Below are 17,096 nucleotides of genomic sequence, written 5' to 3' on the forward strand. Positions count from 1 at the left end.
CACTTTTCAGATGAATACGCACAGGAAAGGTATTGTTAACGATGATAACCGAACTGATTGTTCTGGCCGGATTAGGCCAATCGCCAATGAATTAATGCAGATGGATATTGAGAAATAGAATGGGGGATAAACCTATCTTTTTATTGTTTAGCAAAGATTTAAAAATAAATTGCACTGCTATACTTACTAGATTTGCAATCATGTTATGATTATGAGGTTTAAAAACAAGGGAATTCATAAGCTCTGGCAGTCATCAGAATGACAAAAATTACTATTCCTACTAAATCAGGAAACAACTTCCTATGGGCAAAATTTAAATTGTGGTAGTTTTAGAAGGAACAAAATGTATTCTATAGGAAAAAATTAGCTATGATACTTTTTCCGGTTAAATCAAAGATAAGATATGAACGCTGTTGAAATTGAAGAAGCCATTTCTGAACTGGCCGGTCAGCCTTTTGACCCAACTGAATTTCCGTATGCGTTTCTGGAGGCCTTCGGCAATAAAGCCACGACGCTCAAGCGCCTGAAAACCGGCAATAACAACAAATCTGATATTGAGGGTGGAGTTCTACAGCACAACAACATTCATATTGCCGTTTGTGAAGAAGGCAAGGTTGCCAACACCCTTACAGAGCTAAGAGAAAGCCCGGCCACGACAAAGGCCAAAGCAAAATTTATACTTGCAACGGATGGGAAAGAATTTCAGGCTGAAGCTGTAAACAGCGGCGAAACGATCGCCTGCAACTACCCCGATTTTCATGATTACTTTGGCTTTTTCCTACCTCTGGCTGGTATCAGTACGGTCAAGCAGATCCGGGAAAATGCCTTTGATATCAAAGCCACAAGCCGCCTAAACAAACTCTATATAGAGTTGCTACGTCATAATCCGGAATGGGCAATGGCAGAACGCCGCCATGATATGAACCATTTCCTGGCGCGTTTGATATTCTGCTTCTTTGCAGAAGATACAGATATATTCACGAGTGATAGTCTTTTTACCTCAACTGTGCAGAAAATGAGTGCCGGTGATGCATCCGATACGCATGAGATTATCAGTGAAATCTTTCGGGCAATGGACACGAAGCAAGATGAACGCGCTGCAAAAAACATTAAGAATTGGGCGAATAGTTTTCCCTATGTAAACGGCGAATTATTTTCTGGATCAATAGAAACGCCAAAATTTACAAAGATAGCCCGATCTTATCTGCTTCATGTTGGTAATCTGGATTGGAAAAAAATCAATCCGGATATTTTCGGCTCTATGATCCAGGCAGTAGCCGATGAGGAGGAACGCGGCGCCCTTGGCATGCACTATACCTCTGTACCGAATATCTTGAAAGTGCTTAACCCGTTATTTCTTGATGATTTGTGCGAGCAGCTGGAGGAGGCAGGCGATAATGCCCGTAAGCTCCTTAATCTTCGCAAGCGCATAACCCGTATCCGTGTTTTTGATCCTGCTTGCGGTTCTGGTAATTTTCTAGTGATTGCTTATAAGAAAATGAGGGAGATTGAGGCGGAGATCAACAATCGGCGCTGCGAGAATGACCGGTCAAGTGAAATACCTCTTACCAATTTCAGGGGCATTGAACTACGGGATTTTTCGGCGGAGATTGCGAGGCTGGCACTTATCATTGCCGAATATCAATGCGATGTTCTATATCGAGGACAAAAACTAGCCTTAGCCGAATTTCTACCACTTAATACCGAAAACTGGATTACTTGTGGTAATGCTCTGCGGCTCGAGTGGCTGTCCATCTGCCCTCCTACCGGCACTGGGGTGAAAATGTACGGTGATGATCTTTTCTCATCCCCACTTGACCAATCTGAAATTGACTTTGAAAATGAAGGCGGTGAAACCTATATTTGCGGCAATCCTCCTTATTTGGGGAGTAAATGGCAATCAAAAGAACAAAAATCAGATTTAGAGAAAATCTTTAAAGATAGCAGTAAAGGTTGGAAATCTCTGGATTACGTTGCTGGTTGGTTCATGAAAGCCGCCAAATATGGTAAACATACAAATGCGGCCTCTGCTTTCGTGGCCACAAATTCTATTTGTCAAGGTCAACAAGTCCCGATCCTATGGCCGCTGATTTTCAAAACCGGTCATGAAATTAATTTCGCCCATAACTCCTTCAAATGGAACAACCTTGCGAGCCACAATGCCGGAGTTACGGTTGTGATTGTCGGCATTTCCAATCAGGCCGGAAATAAACGCCGCTTGTTTTCCATCGGTGAAAACGATGAAATGATTGAGAAAAAAGCTGATAATATCAATGCCTATTTAATCGCAGGTAATGATGTTATTGTTGAAAAAGCATCAAAATCCTATTGCAACTTACCACAAATGATACGAGGCAATATGCCTTATGACGGAGGAAACCTACTTCTCTCCTCGTCCGAAGTGGAAGAAATAGGTTTGACAGAGGAACAGAAGAAAAAGTTTATACGTAAGATTTATGGTTCAGCTGAATTCATAAAAGGTTTACAGCGCTACTGTCTATGGATCGAGGACAAACATCTTGACCAGGCAAACTCTATAGAGAGAATACGCACTCGTATTGAAGGCGTTTGTAAAATGCGTCTTTCCAGCCGAGATAAGAGTGCTAATGATTTGGCAAAGCGCTCTCATCAAATGCGAGAAATGAATGAGGCAAAACAATATACAATTGTTCTTCCGAGAATAACCTCGGAAAATAGAGACTATCTCCCCATAGGCCTACTCAAAGCTCCCTCAGTTATAACTAGCCAAAATTTTGCATTATATGACACTGAGATTTTTTATATTTCAATCATAGTATCAAGGTTGCATTGGGTTTGGATCAGGACAGTATGTACCACAATGCGAACTGATTTTTCGTATACTAACACGCTTGGATGGAATACCTTTCCTATGCCGCCCTTGACGGAGAAGAACAAGAAGGATTTGACAGCTTGCACAGAGGAAATTTTGATTGCACGGGAGCGGCATTTCCCTGCCACCATCGCCGATCTATATGACCCTAAGGCTATGCCTTCAGACCTCCGCCAAGCTCATGACCGCAATGACGAAGTGCTGGAGCGTATCTATATCGGTCGTCGCTTCAAAAACGACACCGAGCGCCTCGAGAAACTCTTTGACCTCTACACCAAAATGACTACTAAAGGAAAAGCAGTATGAGTGAAAAAAAAGCTATACCTTCCGTTACCGTTAATTATAAAAGCACCGGTAGCTCCAAAAAATCAAATGAGCTGGGTATGCGGGCGATGCAGGAACGTGCCTACGAAAAACGCGGAGAGCAGTATTTGCTGATCAAATCGCCCCCTGCCTCCGGTAAAAGCCGGGCTTTGATGTTTATCGCTCTGGATAAGATTTATAATCAAGGAATTAAGCAAGCCATTATTGCCGTACCGGAAAAATCTATCGGGTCAAGCTTTACCGATGAACCGCTTTCAGAATTCGGGTTTTACTATGACTGGCATGTAGAGCCAAAATGGAATCTTTGTAACGCCCCCGGCGAGGATGGCAGCAAGGTCAATGCGGTCAAGACTTTCCTGGAGAGCGAGGATAAAGTCCTGGTTTGTACGCACTCAACCTTCCGCTTTGCATTAGAGCGGTTCGGAGTGGCGGCATTTGACGACCGGCTTATCGCCATAGATGAATTCCACCATGTCAGTGCTGAAGAAGATAATGTGCTCGGTATGCAGCTCAAGCAACTGGTTGCGAGGGATAAGGTACATATCGTGGCCATGACCGGCTCTTATTTTCGCGGAGATGCCAACCCCGTTTTGATGCCGGAAGATGAAGCCAAATTTGATACCGTTACTTATACCTATTATGAGCAACTCAATGGCTATGAATACCTCAAGACGCTGAATATTGGCTATTACTTTTATAGCGCTGCTTATGCTGATGAGATTTTAAGTGTGCTTAATCCCAATGAAAAAACGATTATTCACATACCTAATGTTAATTCGCGGGAGAGTATGGGAGATAAGATTAAGGAAGTAAACCATATTTTGCATGAGCTTGGAGAGTGGCAGGGCGTTGATCCTGCAACTGGGTTTCATTTGGTCAAAACTCCTGAAGGTAAAACTTTACGGATCGCTGACCTGGTAGATGATGATGCGAGCAAGCGAAATAAAGTTTCTGCCGCATTAAAGTTACCGGAGGCGAAAAAGAATCGTGATTATGTAGATATTATCATTGCGCTGGGTATGGCTAAAGAAGGCTTTGACTGGATTTGGTGTGAGCATGCGCTTACTGTTGGCTATCGTTCCAGCCTGACAGAAATCGTACAGATCATTGGCCGTGCCACCCGTGATGCGCCTAGTAAAACCCATGCCCGTTTTACCAATCTGATCGCTGAGCCGGATGCTTCAGAAGAAACAGTCACTGATGCCGTAAATGATACGCTAAAAGCCATATCTGCCAGTCTGCTGATGGAGCAGGTACTGGCACCAAGATTTAATTTTACACCGAAGAATTCAACCAGTGGTCCTGTTGAGGGATACAATTATGGCGAAGGCGGGTATGACCCGTCCAAAGAAAATATCGGTTTCAATGAGGATACCGGGCAGTATCAAATAGAAATCAAAGGGCTTTCCACACCTAAAAGTAAGGATGCGCAGCGTATTTGCCAGGAGGATTTAAACGAGGTTATCGCCGCTTTTGCCCAGGACAAGCAAACTATTGAACGAGGTTTGTTCGATGAAGAAGTGGTGCCACAGGAGCTAACCCAAATACGGATGGGAAAAATTATCAAAGACAAATACCCGGAACTTGATGATGAAGATGTGGAAGCTATTAGGCAACATGCAATTGCCGCGCTAAACCTTACCCAGAAAGCAAAAGAAACGCTTAATAATGATGGTGAACTAAGGGAAAAAGCAAATACTGCTTTAATTGACGGGGTACGAAAATTCACCATGGATGTCCGTGACCTGGATGTGGACTGGATTGATAGTATTAACCCCTTTAGTGAAGCCTATTCCATTTTGTCCAAGGCTATGACTGAGCAAAGTCTAAAAGCTATGGCCGCAGTAATTTCGGCCAAAAAACCTAATATATCGTTGGAGGAAGCACGTGAACTCGCTAAACGGGCTTTGAAGTTCAAAAACGAACGAGGTAGGTTGCCTGATATCAAATCGGTTGATCCCTGGGAACAACGCATGGCGCAAGGAATTGCATTTCTAGCACGTTTAAAAGCGGAAGAAAAAAATGGCTGATAAAAAGAAATTCACAGAAGAAGATGATGCGCTTTTGGCAGCACTCGGAGTAGAAGTTGAGGCAAAAAAGACCGTCACCCATACGCCAAGAGAAGAACGGATTATTGCTGGTTTTGAAGAAATTCAAAAATTTGTGGAAGAGCATGGACGCGTACCGGAACACGGTGAGGACAAAGATATTTTTGAAAGGCTCTATGCGGTGCGCTTAGAGCAAATCCGCAGGCAGGAAGAGTGCACAAATCTCCTTAAAGATCTGGATTATCAAAACCTGCTGGATGGTGAATATTTACCAACGGCAGATTTTCCGGAAGATATGGATGATGATGAATTGTTGGCGCAGCTCGGCGTTGATGAAGACCAAGAGAATTCTATTACCAATCTAAAACACGTAAGGCCTCGTGCAGAAAAGAAGGCAGCTGAAGAAATTGCCAATCGTAAGCCCTGCAAAGACTTCGGGAAATTTAAACCGCTATTTGATGCCATAAAGAAAGATATTGATAGAGATTTCCGGAATACTATTCGCTTCCGCAAAGACGCCGGTTTTACCAAAACCAATATTAAGAAAGGGCAATTCATCATTGTTGGAGGCCAAATCGCCTACATCGCCGAGATTGGAGATACATTTAAAGCTCCTAATGGTGAAGATGATGCACGTCTGCGAGTTATTTATGCCAACGAAACAGAAAGTGACATTTTACTGCGTTCGCTTATTCGGGCCATGTACAAAGATGAAACAAGTAGGTTCATCACTGACAGTGATGCAGGACCGCTCTTCTCCGGTGAAAATAGTGATGATGATCAGGAGAGTGGGACCATATATGTACTCCGAAGTCTATCGGATCACTCAACTGTTAAAGAAAACAGAGATATTCTTCATAAAATAGGCGTGACCGGTGGGGATGTAAAAAAACGTCTTACCAACGCTAAAAACGATCCGACTTTCCTTTTGGCTGATGTAGAAATCGTAGCCACTTATAGGCTAGCTAATATCAATCGCACCAAACTGGAGCAAGTCATTCATAAGTTCTTCGGTGCGGCCAAGCTGGATATTGAAATCAAAGATCGTTTCGGAAAGCCTGTAAAAGCCCGCGAATGGTTTTTAGTACCCATCTTCATCATTGATGAAATGGTTGAGAAAATCAAAGAGGGCACAGTAGGTGATTTTTATTATGATCCTGCTGCTGCTGAGTTGAAGAAGCGCTAGATTGGATTTTGCTCAGGCACACCCTTTCTCTTGCCTGTTGTGGCATAGGTGTGCCGTGCTGTATTAATCGTTAAAGAACTAATACTGCAAAGCTTAGCTGTCTTTTTTAAACGTTTGTTCCGTTGCTTGTGTCTATTGCGAATAATAGAGGGATAGCGCTCTACTGTATTTTCAGACTTTAAAATCGGGATTGACCATTAGTAATCTCCTATTTTCTGGTTAATCAATCTTGGGCAGGCCGGTCATTGACTCGAAGCCTAGATGGCTTATCAGCTCCAAAGAGATTGATGACCGGAAGAAAGGAGGTAAATTAAGTGTAAGTAAAATTGAATTAAACTATTACGAACTTAAGAAGTAAAAATATTTTGGCGAAACCCGATTGGTGCTATATTTGTAACTGACAAAACTACCTTCGTTGACCAACGTTTACATTAAAGAGATCTCAAACATTTTTAACAACTCGTAAAAATGCTAGAATGATGATAGACTTATTCAGAACTGGGGAAAATTTGGCATAAAAGCATAACAATTATGACCGAAAGAAAAACGTATATAGATCGTATAATAAAGCTATTAGGTTTTATTAGAAATACAGTTGAACTTTCTTCATCTATAAGTCTGTATGACAACAATATCTTTTCCGAAAATTTCTATCGCGACTTTTTAAATTTGTTGTTTAATTACAAATTAGTAAATATAAATATTCAGGAAAAGAATAGTGCTGCGATTGACTTAGGGGATTTAGAAAATAGAATAGCAATTCAGGTAACATCGACTAGAGACTTATTAAAAACAAGAAAAACGGTTAAAACCTTCATAAAAAACGGTTTACACAAAAATTATGATAGATTAATATTATTGAATATTATCTCGAAGACTGATCACACTGTTACTTCCGTAGGTGATAAAAATATCTTTGAAATTTCAACTAAGGAAAATATCTGGGATAACTCTGACCTATTAAGAAAAATAAATGACCTAGAGACACCAAAAATAAAGACTATTCTAGACTTTCTTGAAAAAGAGATCAAAATATCAAATGAATATACAATTCCTAATGAAATTCAAACTTTAAATAAACTAATAGAACTGATTAGTTATGAGGAGCATATAAGTATAGGGCAAGGATTTATTGAAGACCCAGATCCGAAAGGAAAAATCTATACACGATTTGCAAACTATTCTGATTTTCTAGAAGAGGAATATAAAGAAAACTATTCAATGTATGGTAAGGTTCTTGATGATGTCAAACAAAGTACTGATATGAGCCAAGTCAAATTGCGAAAACTTTCATCACACTTAAAGGTGTTTAGCGATAATATTTTAAAACAGGAAAACGGGAATCCCAGGGAAGCCTTATCATTTTTAGTGGAGCATTATAAAGATCAATTATCCACTTTAGGAATTAATTATGATATAGGGGCTATTAGATTTTTTTTAGTCGATCAGTTAATAGCATGTAATGTATTTCCTAATTATAACAAGAACATAGTTTAGATCATGAGTAATGTTTTTTTAAAAGAAGAAAATATTGAAACTTCGCCACCATTTGTAGGAAAAATAATTATTAAATTTATTTCTAAAAAGAAAATAAAAAAAGTAAGTATTTTTGATCTAGCCGATACATTTAAAAATGACCCATGGTTTTCAGTAACGCATCTATATATGGGCATAATTTTTTTATACACATTGGGGTTAATTGAATTTAAAGAACCATATATAGAGCTTAATGCTTAAAATAAGAAAATTATATACTGAGCCCCAAATTATTGATCCGATTATTTTTTATGATGGGATAAACCTAATTCTTGGCGAAAAAAATGATTCGAGTAATAAAACCAATGGTGTCGGTAAATCATTATGTATTGAGTTTATCAATTATGCTCTTTTAAAAAAGAAGTCTGATAGCAGGTTGTCTTTAATTCCAGCATCGGTATTTCCTGAAGATACGGATGTTTGCTTGGATATTGAGATTAATGAGAGAAAATACACTTTAAAGCGATCAATTTCTAATTCAGAGAATCCGGTTATTAAAACTAATGAAGAGCAAATTACTTTCTCGAAAATTGAAGACGCTACTGAATATTTAGCTCAAAAATGCAAAATTGGTAGAAAAATTGATACTCCTCCATCTTTTCGAAAATCAATTGGGCCTTTAATAAGAGATGAAAATTCAGAATTTAAATCAATTACTTCACCATATGATACTTCCAAAAATATTGCAGATGATTATTCCCCACATCTTTACCTTTTAGGTTTAAGTGTAAGCATTTATGAGAAAATAAAGGTAATATCAAAGGAAATTAAAAAGGTTGTTGATGAACTTAAACAAATAGAAAAAAATGTTTATTTACTTAAGCAAGTAAAAGTGTCTGAAGCAAGAGTTGAGCTTAATGAATTAGATAGCGAGATAGACTATATTTCCCAAAGTATTGATACCTTAGAAAATACAAAAGGATATGAATTAATTAAAGGAGAAATAATTTCTCTCGAGGAAGAGATTGAAGAACTTAGGAATAAAAAAGGCCTTATTCTACAAAACATCAGTAAGCTTCATATTATTGATCGAAAAGTTGATATAGATACCCAGGAACTAAGCGAATATTATAATCAACTTAAAGAAGGTCTTGGAGATTTCATTTCAAAAGATTTATTTGAAGTGATTCAGTTTAAATCTAAAATTGATCAATTCCAAAACAAATTAATTTCCGAAAAAAGAAATAATTTAGAAAGTGATTTAGATGAACTTAATATCCTTTTAACTGAGTTAGATAAGCAGTACAAAGATAAGATAAGAATACTTGATCAAGAAGGTGCTTTGAAGAATCTAAAGCAAACTTATTCAGTGTTTCAGAAGAAAACAGATGAAGCCAGTCAATTAAGAGTCTTTGTTGATAAATATCATGATTTGGAGAAAGAGAAGCAAACTAAAAAAAGCAATAAGGAAATTGAGCTTTTAAGACTTCAAGCTGATATATCAGACAATGAAGAGAATTTAAAATTATTTGAAAAAGAAATTTTAAGTATCCACGACTTTATACAAGGGAATCGAAGGGCCTCCTTTGAGGTTAAGAAAACATCTAAAAATCAAATTATTGAATTTATATATAGGATTGATGACGATGGTAGCCATAGCGTCAATAGACTTGGAGTATTTATTTACGACATTGCTCTTTTGATTAGTGAAGTTACTAGAGATAGGCATTTAGGTTTTTTAATCCATGATAATATTTTTGACGTCGACAGGGATACTCTATTAAGAAGTTTGAAATTCATACATGGGAACAACATTATTCAAAAAAATCAATATATTTTGACTCTAAATTCAGATAAACTTGAAGGCTTTTTAGATACAGAAATAAATGAAATTGTACAAATGTATACAAGAGCTTCTTTTACTAAGGATATTAATGGTCGGTTTCTTAAACAAAAATATCAAGAGAAAAAATAATGTAATAATTTTTAAGACATTAAATACTTTTTCTAAATAACGCTTCGTCATTTGGGGCTTAAATTATAAAAATATTAAATTCCTCAGGCTACAAAAGCCCTAATTCTTTGGCCTTGGCTCTATGTTTTAGGACCATCCTGAAATGCCACTGGTCAGATTTTTTTTCTGGATAAGGTGGAACCTTATTTTCGTTTAGTGCTTCGACCATATTTTGAGAGGTGGGCTTAATATTTTTCTTAATAAGCTCGTCCCGTGTTGCTAAATAAGCCTGGTGAATATCTTCAGTGTGATCTTCGACTTTACCTTTTGGCTCGATAAGTCCGAGATCTTTTGCTCTGGTTCTATATTTTTGGACCATTTTTTTATCCCACTGTTCAGTATTTTGGTCTGGATATGGTGGGACTTCCTTGTCGTTCAGGACTGAGGCCATGGTTTCAGCGGTCGGCCTAATGTTCTTCTCGAGGAGATCCTTTTCTAAAGACTGATAAGTGTTATGAATAACTTCAGTGTGATCTTTCATTTCAATCGATGTATCAGACAGACCTAATTCCTTCGCTCTTTTTTCATGGCGGAGCACCATGTTAAAATTCCAGAATTTAGAGTTTTTTCCCGGATAAGGAGGGGTCTTATTTTCATCGAGTGCTCTAGCCATGTTAATTGAGCTTGGTTTTACTCCTTTTTTAATGAGCTCTTCTTTGGTGGCGAGAAAAGCTTCATGAATATCTAAAGTGTGTTCGTTGGTTTTAATGGTTTTAAAGCCACCAATATTCTGAATGCTATATTCAGTTATTTGGCAGTGCATTGCCTCAATAACGCTCTTCATACTATCACTTGGATAAGTAGAAGAATAATCAACGCCTGAAGTAACCAGCTTATCCAGAAGCTTCGGATTACTAAGGACTGGTAAAATGGAACTTTGAAAGACCAGAGGCTGATCAAACTGTTTGGCCTGGTTTATCTTTTGGTCTAGACGTTCTTCCAGGTCCTTGGCCGACATGTTTTTATAAAAATTCACATTTACCATCCCTGTGCTATACCTCTTAGCTTCAATTATGGCACGGTTGATATTTTTCGTTAGGGTCGATTTTAGTTTGTCAAATTTGAATTGTGAAACATTTTGAAACGATAAAACCTGCTCACTTAAGCCCCCAACAATATTTCCAATGCCATCTGTGTGAATCGATAATTCGCCTAAACTTTTCATAATTACATCTTTATGTCAATACAAATGTAGGTTTTATTATCATACTTATGAAAAACTTTTTTATATTTTGGAATAAATAGGTTTTCTTTTTATCTTGTGGGTTCATGCGTGTGATTTAACTAATGTTTCAACCTTCTAATCCCTAATATTATGAGTTCTAACAAGATCACAATCACCGAAACCAAGAATGGAACATTCAAAGTTCAGGGAGGCAGTAAGCCCCCAACGACTGTTCCAGCCGCTACTGTCTCTCAAGCTGTAAAGTCACGCACCTAATAAGCGTTATAGGACAAAAAGTACAGGTAGCAGAACACATAGAGATGTCCTTTGGGCATCTCTATTTTTTATTTAAGGTTAGCAGGTTAAGTACTCGTTTTTTGGTGTTATTCTTTTGTATTGGGGCTTTAATCACGTTCCATTAAGTGGGTTGGATATACTTTGGTGCGCAAGGATAGCATTAAGGTATTGATCTATTGATGTATTGTTGTGTGATATATTAACTTTTTTTAGACATAATAGATGTAAGGATTAAGGTGTGTGTGTGGGGTTGTTCACGCTATGATGACGGGGGGATATTAAGTTGATTGGCCGATTGCCTATCGCCGGAGTGATGCTATCGCTAACAGGGATACTGTTAGCGGGGACAGCCATGGCGGGTCCGTCAGGCGGAATGGTCGTGGACGGTGCAGCGGATATTGTGGGTCAAGGCAGCAATGCCGTTACAGTAAATCAGCATTCCAATCGTGCGGTGATTAACTGGCAAAGCTTTGACACTCAATCCCACCAGCGTGTTGAGTTTGTGCAACCCGATGTAAACTCGATTGTATTAAACCGTATTATATCAGGATCCCCAACGCAGTTTGATGGGTCGTTGACGGCAAATGGCCGTGTGGTTGTGATGAACCCCAACGGTGTTGTGTTTGGTCAATCGGCACAGGTTGATGTGGGGGGGTTGATTGCCACATCCTCTCATGTATCAACAGACAGCTTTATGAACGATGCGCAGATCCGTTTTGAGGCGGGGGGTGATCCGGCAGGATCGATTGTTAATCATGGAACGATTACGGTGCGAGACGCCGGCTTGGTTGGTTTTGTGGCCCCTCATGTTGAGAACAAGGGAACGATTACGGCGCGTATGGGCACGGTGCATCTGGCCTCAGGGGACCGTTTTACGTTTGACCTGTATGGTGATGGGTTGGTTGAGATTGCCGCGAGTGATGCGATCAATGCCCAGCTTGTTAAGAACAGCGGTACCATTAAGGCGGATGGTGGTGTGGTGCAATTAGAAGCCGCATCGGCCAAGACGATGGTTGATGGGTTGGTCAGTAATACGGGTGTGATCGAAGCCAAATCCGTTCATGAGAAGAACGGTGTGATTATTTTAAGTGGTGACCAGGGGACCACCTCGGTGTCCGGGACAGTCGACGCATCCGGTAAGGGTGCATCTGAAACGGGTGGCCGGATTGAGGTGACGGGTAAGGCGATAAACCTGGCCAGTGCCCGGATAGACGCCTCTGGCAGTGAGGACGGTGGCACCATTCGCATAGGGGGTGGGTATCAAGGTGGTGAAGACATACCCCAGGCGGATACGACAACAGTGGACGCAGAGACAACGATTACGGCGGATGCCATCACCAATGGTGATGGTGGCAGCATTGTGGTGTGGTCAAACGAGTTGACGGATATATCGGCAACACTATCGGCAAAGGGTGGATTACAATCCGGAGATGGGGGGATGATTGAGACGTCGAGTAAGGGCCGTGCGACCTTCCAAGATGCAATCAGTATAGATACCTCGGCCCCTAATGGTGAGACGGGTCTGTGGTATATCGACCCTGAGGATTTTACCATTGCGGATGTTGGTGGTGATATCACACCGGTTGTGTTATCGGGCCAGTTGGGGTCGAATAACGTGACGATTGAAACGGCGGATACGGGGTCTGATGCGGGTGATATCGTTGTGGAAGATGCGTTAAGCTGGGGCAGTGATCGGACACTGATCTTAAATGCGCATCGTGATATCGATATAAATGCCAGCATTAACAATACGACTGGTGGGTCATTGGTATTGCGCTCTGACAAGGCGGGATCTGGGGCTGGGACGGTGAGCTTTAATGGCTCGGGCTCAGTCACCATGACGGGTGGTGGTCGAACGGATATATATTATAACCCGAGTGCGTATGATACCCCGACGGATTACAGTACAAACATTACGGGCGATAGCACGGCTTGGATGTTGGTGCATGATGTTACGCAACTGCAAGCGATCAATACAAACAATACCACGCGTGCAGGCAGCTATGCGTTAAGCGGTGATATTGATGCCTCCGATACCGTCAATTGGAACTCAGGCGCAGGGTTTGTGCCGATTGGGGATAGCTTAAACAATTTCACCGGGCAGTTTGACGGGCAAAACCATATCATTAGTGAATTATACATTAATCGGCCGACGGAAAACGGTGTTGGATTGTTTGGGTATACAAGTGGAGCCACTATCCGCAATGTGGGTTTGGTTAATGTCGATATTACTGGTAACGACCACGTCGGTGGGCTAGTCGGTGAAAATAGAGGCGGTATCATTTATGATAGTTACTCCATCGGTGATATAATGGGATTAAACTCATGGGTTGGAGGTCTGGTTGGGTTAAACAGGGACAATAGCACAATCAGTAGAAGTTTTGCTGACGGAAATGTTTTAGGATTAGGTTCACGAATTGGGGGGCTTGTCGGCGCAAATTATAGGGACAGCACGATCAGTAATAGTTACGCCATTGGAATCGTTGAGGGTAATAGTAGTCGCGTTGGTGGGTTGGTAGGGTATAATAATAACTCTAGTACAGTTAATCAGAGCTATGCCACCGGACCCATAACAGGAACTAGTGATGTCGGTGGCTTGGTGGGGCGGAATGCAAGTGATTCAACTGTCACCAACAGCTATTGGGATATGGACACCTCCGGCCAAGCCACGAGCGCAGGGGGCTCAGGGGCAGTTGGTCTGACCAGTGCACAAGCTCGCCAGCAAGCATCGTACGGTGGCTGGAATTTTGCCGATGACTGGTACATGATTGAGGATGAAACCCGTCCGTTTGGCCGCTGGGAGTATTCCACCAATATTGGCAATGCGCATCAATTACAATTAATGGCGATGGATTTAAATGCGGATTATACATTGGTCCGTAATATTGAATTAGGGGATGCCCTGGACCCGGTGGGTGGAGACTATACCGGCATGTGGACCGATAGTGGGTTTGTGCCGATTGGTAATAGCTCAAACAACTTTACCGGCGTGTTTGACGGACAAAATAATGTTATTACGGACCTGACCATTAACCGGCCGGGAACCAATAATAATGTAGGACTATTTGGAGTTGCTAATAATGCTATCATTACTCGTTTAGGATTAGAAAATATTGAGGTAATTGGACGATGGGATGTAGGTGCTCTGATTGGCACAAGTCGAAATAATACAGAACTAAGCTATAGTTATGCTATTGGAAATGTATATGGCGCCACTCGAAGGCATGGTGGTTTGGTGGGCGTGAATATAGGTTCCATTATTTATAGTTATGCAGATGTCAATGTAACGGGTGGCGAAAGAGAGGTAGGAGGCTTGGTCGGTGATAATATCGGAACTATCAGCCATTCCTATGCGACAGGAAACGTATCAGGTACTTATGGGTCTACTGGCGGTCTAGTGGGTCGGAATCGTGATTTGGGAGGAGGTTTTTTTGGTGAAGTTCATTATAGCTGGTCTTCAGGTAATGTAAGTGTCTCATCAGGTGGAGGTGGCGGTTTGATCGGAACAAATAGTGGTGGTGCTACCGTCACCAACAGTTATTGGGATATGGACACCTCTGGTCAGGCGACCAGCGCCGGGGGCGCAGGCGTTGTTGGCTTAACCAGCGCACAAGCCCGCCAGCAAGCATCGTATGTTGGGTGGGACTTTACCAATGATTGGTACATGATTGAGAATGAAACCCGTCCGTTTGGCGGCTGGGAATATTCCACCAATATCGGCAATGCGCATCAATTACAATTAATGGTGATGGACTTGGGTGCAGATTATACATTAGTGCGTGATATTGACCTGGGCGATGCATTGGCTCCGGTGGGTGGAGATTATACCGGCATGTGGACCGATAGTGGGTTTGTGCCGATTGGGAATAGCTCAAACAATTTTACCGGCGAGTTTGACGGACAAAATCATGTTATTACGGACCTGACCATTAACCGGCCATCAACGAATAATATTGGACTATTTGGATATACAACTGGCTCCCTTATCCACAATGTAGGTCTTGTTGATATCGACATTACAGGTTTTAACGATGTTAGCGGCCTGGTGGGCACCCATCAAAACGGCAGCACAACAAGTAATAGTTATGCCACTGGTGTAGTCACGGGTCGTGCCGTTGTTGGTGGCCTAGTGGGGCTTAATAGAAGTAGCTCAATCAGTGAAAGTTATTTTACTGGTGATGTGTCTGGATCAAATTCACGAATTGGCGGACTAGTTGGACGAAATATTATTGGCGGTACAATCAGTGAGAGTTATGCAACTGGCACGGTTACAGGGATCGAATGGATCGGGGGGTTGGTAGGTCTAAATGGGGCCAATAGCACAATTAATGAAAGTTATGCAACTAGCGATGTCACAGGTAGTGATATTGTAGGTGGCCTGGTTGGTTATAATAACAATAGTAGCACAATCAATGAGAGTTATTCCAGCGGAGCAGTCTCAGGTGGCGGTAATGTCGGTGGTTTAATTGGTTTAAATAATGACAGCACCATCACCGACAGCTATTGGAATGTTGAGACATCTGGTCAAGCCACAAGTGCGGGCGGAGCAGGTGCCATTGGCCTCACCACGGCCGAGATGCAGGAAATGGATAGCTTTGCCGGATGGGATATCGATGATGTCGGTGGTACGGATAGCGTATGGCGTATCTATGAAGGCCAAACATCGCCCTTGCTGCGTCATTTTATGACCCCATTAACAGTTACCGCTAATAACGACAGTACTCTTTATGATGGGATTGCGTATACGGGGGGTAACGGTGTTGTCTGGTCCGGCTTTAAAGATGGTGATGATGTTAACGATTTGAGTGGTGTTTTAAGCTATGGCGGAACGGCACAAAATGTCGTGAATGCAGGGAACTATGGCATTACACCAATGGGGGTGTATTCCGGGCAACAGGGCTATGATATTACAACTCAATCAGGGGCATTAACGATAACCCCTCGTGATATTACGGTGACGGCGGACGCGGTCAGCCGTGTTTACGGTGATGCGAACCCTGCATTGAATTATACGGTTGGCGGCGATGGCCTTGTAAGTGGTGATACATTGTCTGGATCATTAGCAACGACCGCTACCGTGACCAGTGATATTGGCAATTACGCAATCACACAGGGTGATCTAAACAATGCTAATTATACGATCACCTCTTATACTGGGAATGATTTAACGATTACGACCCGTGACTTAGTGATTAGAGCGCAGGATAAGACCAAAATTAAGGGGCAAGCTAATCCTGTTCTAACCTATGCTATTGGCGGTGATGGTCTGGCCAATGGAGATACGCCGCTTAGCGGAAGTTTGACAACAGTTGCTCTTATCTCCTCTGAGATTGGTAGTTATGCGATCACACAAGGGTCCGTTGCACTCAGTGATACGAACTATACCATGGCATTTGTTCCAGGGTCATTCAGTATTGTGCCAGTACCAGATATGCCGGCTAGTATAGAGGCAGGTCGATATAATGCCTTACCAAGCCCTGTTGTGCCATTGCAGCAGTATTCACCAGGTAATAGCAGCGGATCTTCTTCCAGTGGCATTGGGACCGATGGTCCGATGTACAATGTGGATATCCTGAATGGTGGGATTAATCTGGATAATAATAGTTTTGATCTAAATCTGATTTCTCCTTCAGCATCGGGCGATACTGATACAGTCACCAATCAAACCAGCAATGCGTATACAATCTATTTTACCAAGCCGCTTTTACAGCAACTAGGGTATTTAAAATAGGATG

The 17,096-nt window shown here is 41.5% G+C and carries 8 protein-coding genes; 7 read left to right on the forward strand and 1 reads right to left on the reverse strand.

Going from position 1 to position 17,096, the window contains the following annotated elements; translation table 11 throughout:
• The first annotated feature begins 403 nt into the window (after positions 1 to 403).
• From GL182_RS19025 to GL182_RS19050, 6 genes are all read left to right on the forward strand, one after another.
• On the forward strand, positions 404 to 3,157 hold the full coding sequence (locus tag GL182_RS19025; protein ID WP_163381373.1) for a class I SAM-dependent DNA methyltransferase: 2,754 nt from the start codon (positions 404 to 406) through the stop codon (positions 3,155 to 3,157).
• Positions 3,154 to 5,205 (forward strand): DEAD/DEAH box helicase, encoded by a 2,052-nt coding sequence (locus GL182_RS19030; protein WP_163381374.1) that lies wholly within the window; start codon positions 3,154 to 3,156, stop codon positions 5,203 to 5,205. The genes GL182_RS19025 and GL182_RS19030 overlap by 4 nt, the downstream gene beginning before the upstream one ends.
• Positions 5,198 to 6,409 (forward strand): GIY-YIG nuclease family protein, encoded by a 1,212-nt coding sequence (locus GL182_RS19035; RefSeq protein WP_163381375.1) that lies wholly within the window; start codon positions 5,198 to 5,200, stop codon positions 6,407 to 6,409. The genes GL182_RS19030 and GL182_RS19035 overlap by 8 nt, the downstream gene beginning before the upstream one ends.
• A gap of 531 nt (positions 6,410 to 6,940) precedes the next feature.
• On the forward strand, positions 6,941 to 7,906 hold the full coding sequence (locus tag GL182_RS19040) for an SMEK domain-containing protein (protein ID WP_163381376.1): 966 nt from the start codon (positions 6,941 to 6,943) through the stop codon (positions 7,904 to 7,906).
• Positions 7,907 to 7,909: 3 nt separating this feature from the next.
• On the forward strand, positions 7,910 to 8,146 hold the full coding sequence (locus tag GL182_RS19045; protein WP_163381377.1) for a hypothetical protein: 237 nt from the start codon (positions 7,910 to 7,912) through the stop codon (positions 8,144 to 8,146).
• Positions 8,139 to 9,860: a DUF2326 domain-containing protein gene (locus GL182_RS19050; RefSeq protein WP_163381378.1), complete on the forward strand. Its 1,722-nt coding sequence runs from the start codon at positions 8,139 to 8,141 to the stop codon at positions 9,858 to 9,860. The genes GL182_RS19045 and GL182_RS19050 overlap by 8 nt, the downstream gene beginning before the upstream one ends.
• Before the next feature lie 88 nt (positions 9,861 to 9,948).
• Here GL182_RS19050 and GL182_RS19055 read toward each other — a convergent pair whose 3' ends face one another.
• On the reverse strand, positions 9,949 to 11,064 hold the full coding sequence (locus GL182_RS19055; protein ID WP_163381379.1) for a hypothetical protein: 1,116 nt from the start codon (positions 11,062 to 11,064) through the stop codon (positions 9,949 to 9,951).
• Positions 11,065 to 11,713: 649 nt separating this feature from the next.
• On the opposite strand from GL182_RS19055, the gene GL182_RS19060 reads away from it, so the two are divergent.
• A complete protein-coding gene (locus GL182_RS19060) occupies positions 11,714 to 17,092 on the forward strand; it encodes a GLUG motif-containing protein (protein ID WP_163381380.1) in 5,379 nt (1,792 codons plus the stop codon).
• Positions 17,093 to 17,096: the final 4 nt, after the last annotated feature.

This window comes from Cyclobacterium sp. SYSU L10401 (assembly GCF_010993705.1).
Taxonomy (GTDB): domain Bacteria; phylum Bacteroidota; class Bacteroidia; order Cytophagales; family Cyclobacteriaceae; genus Cyclobacterium.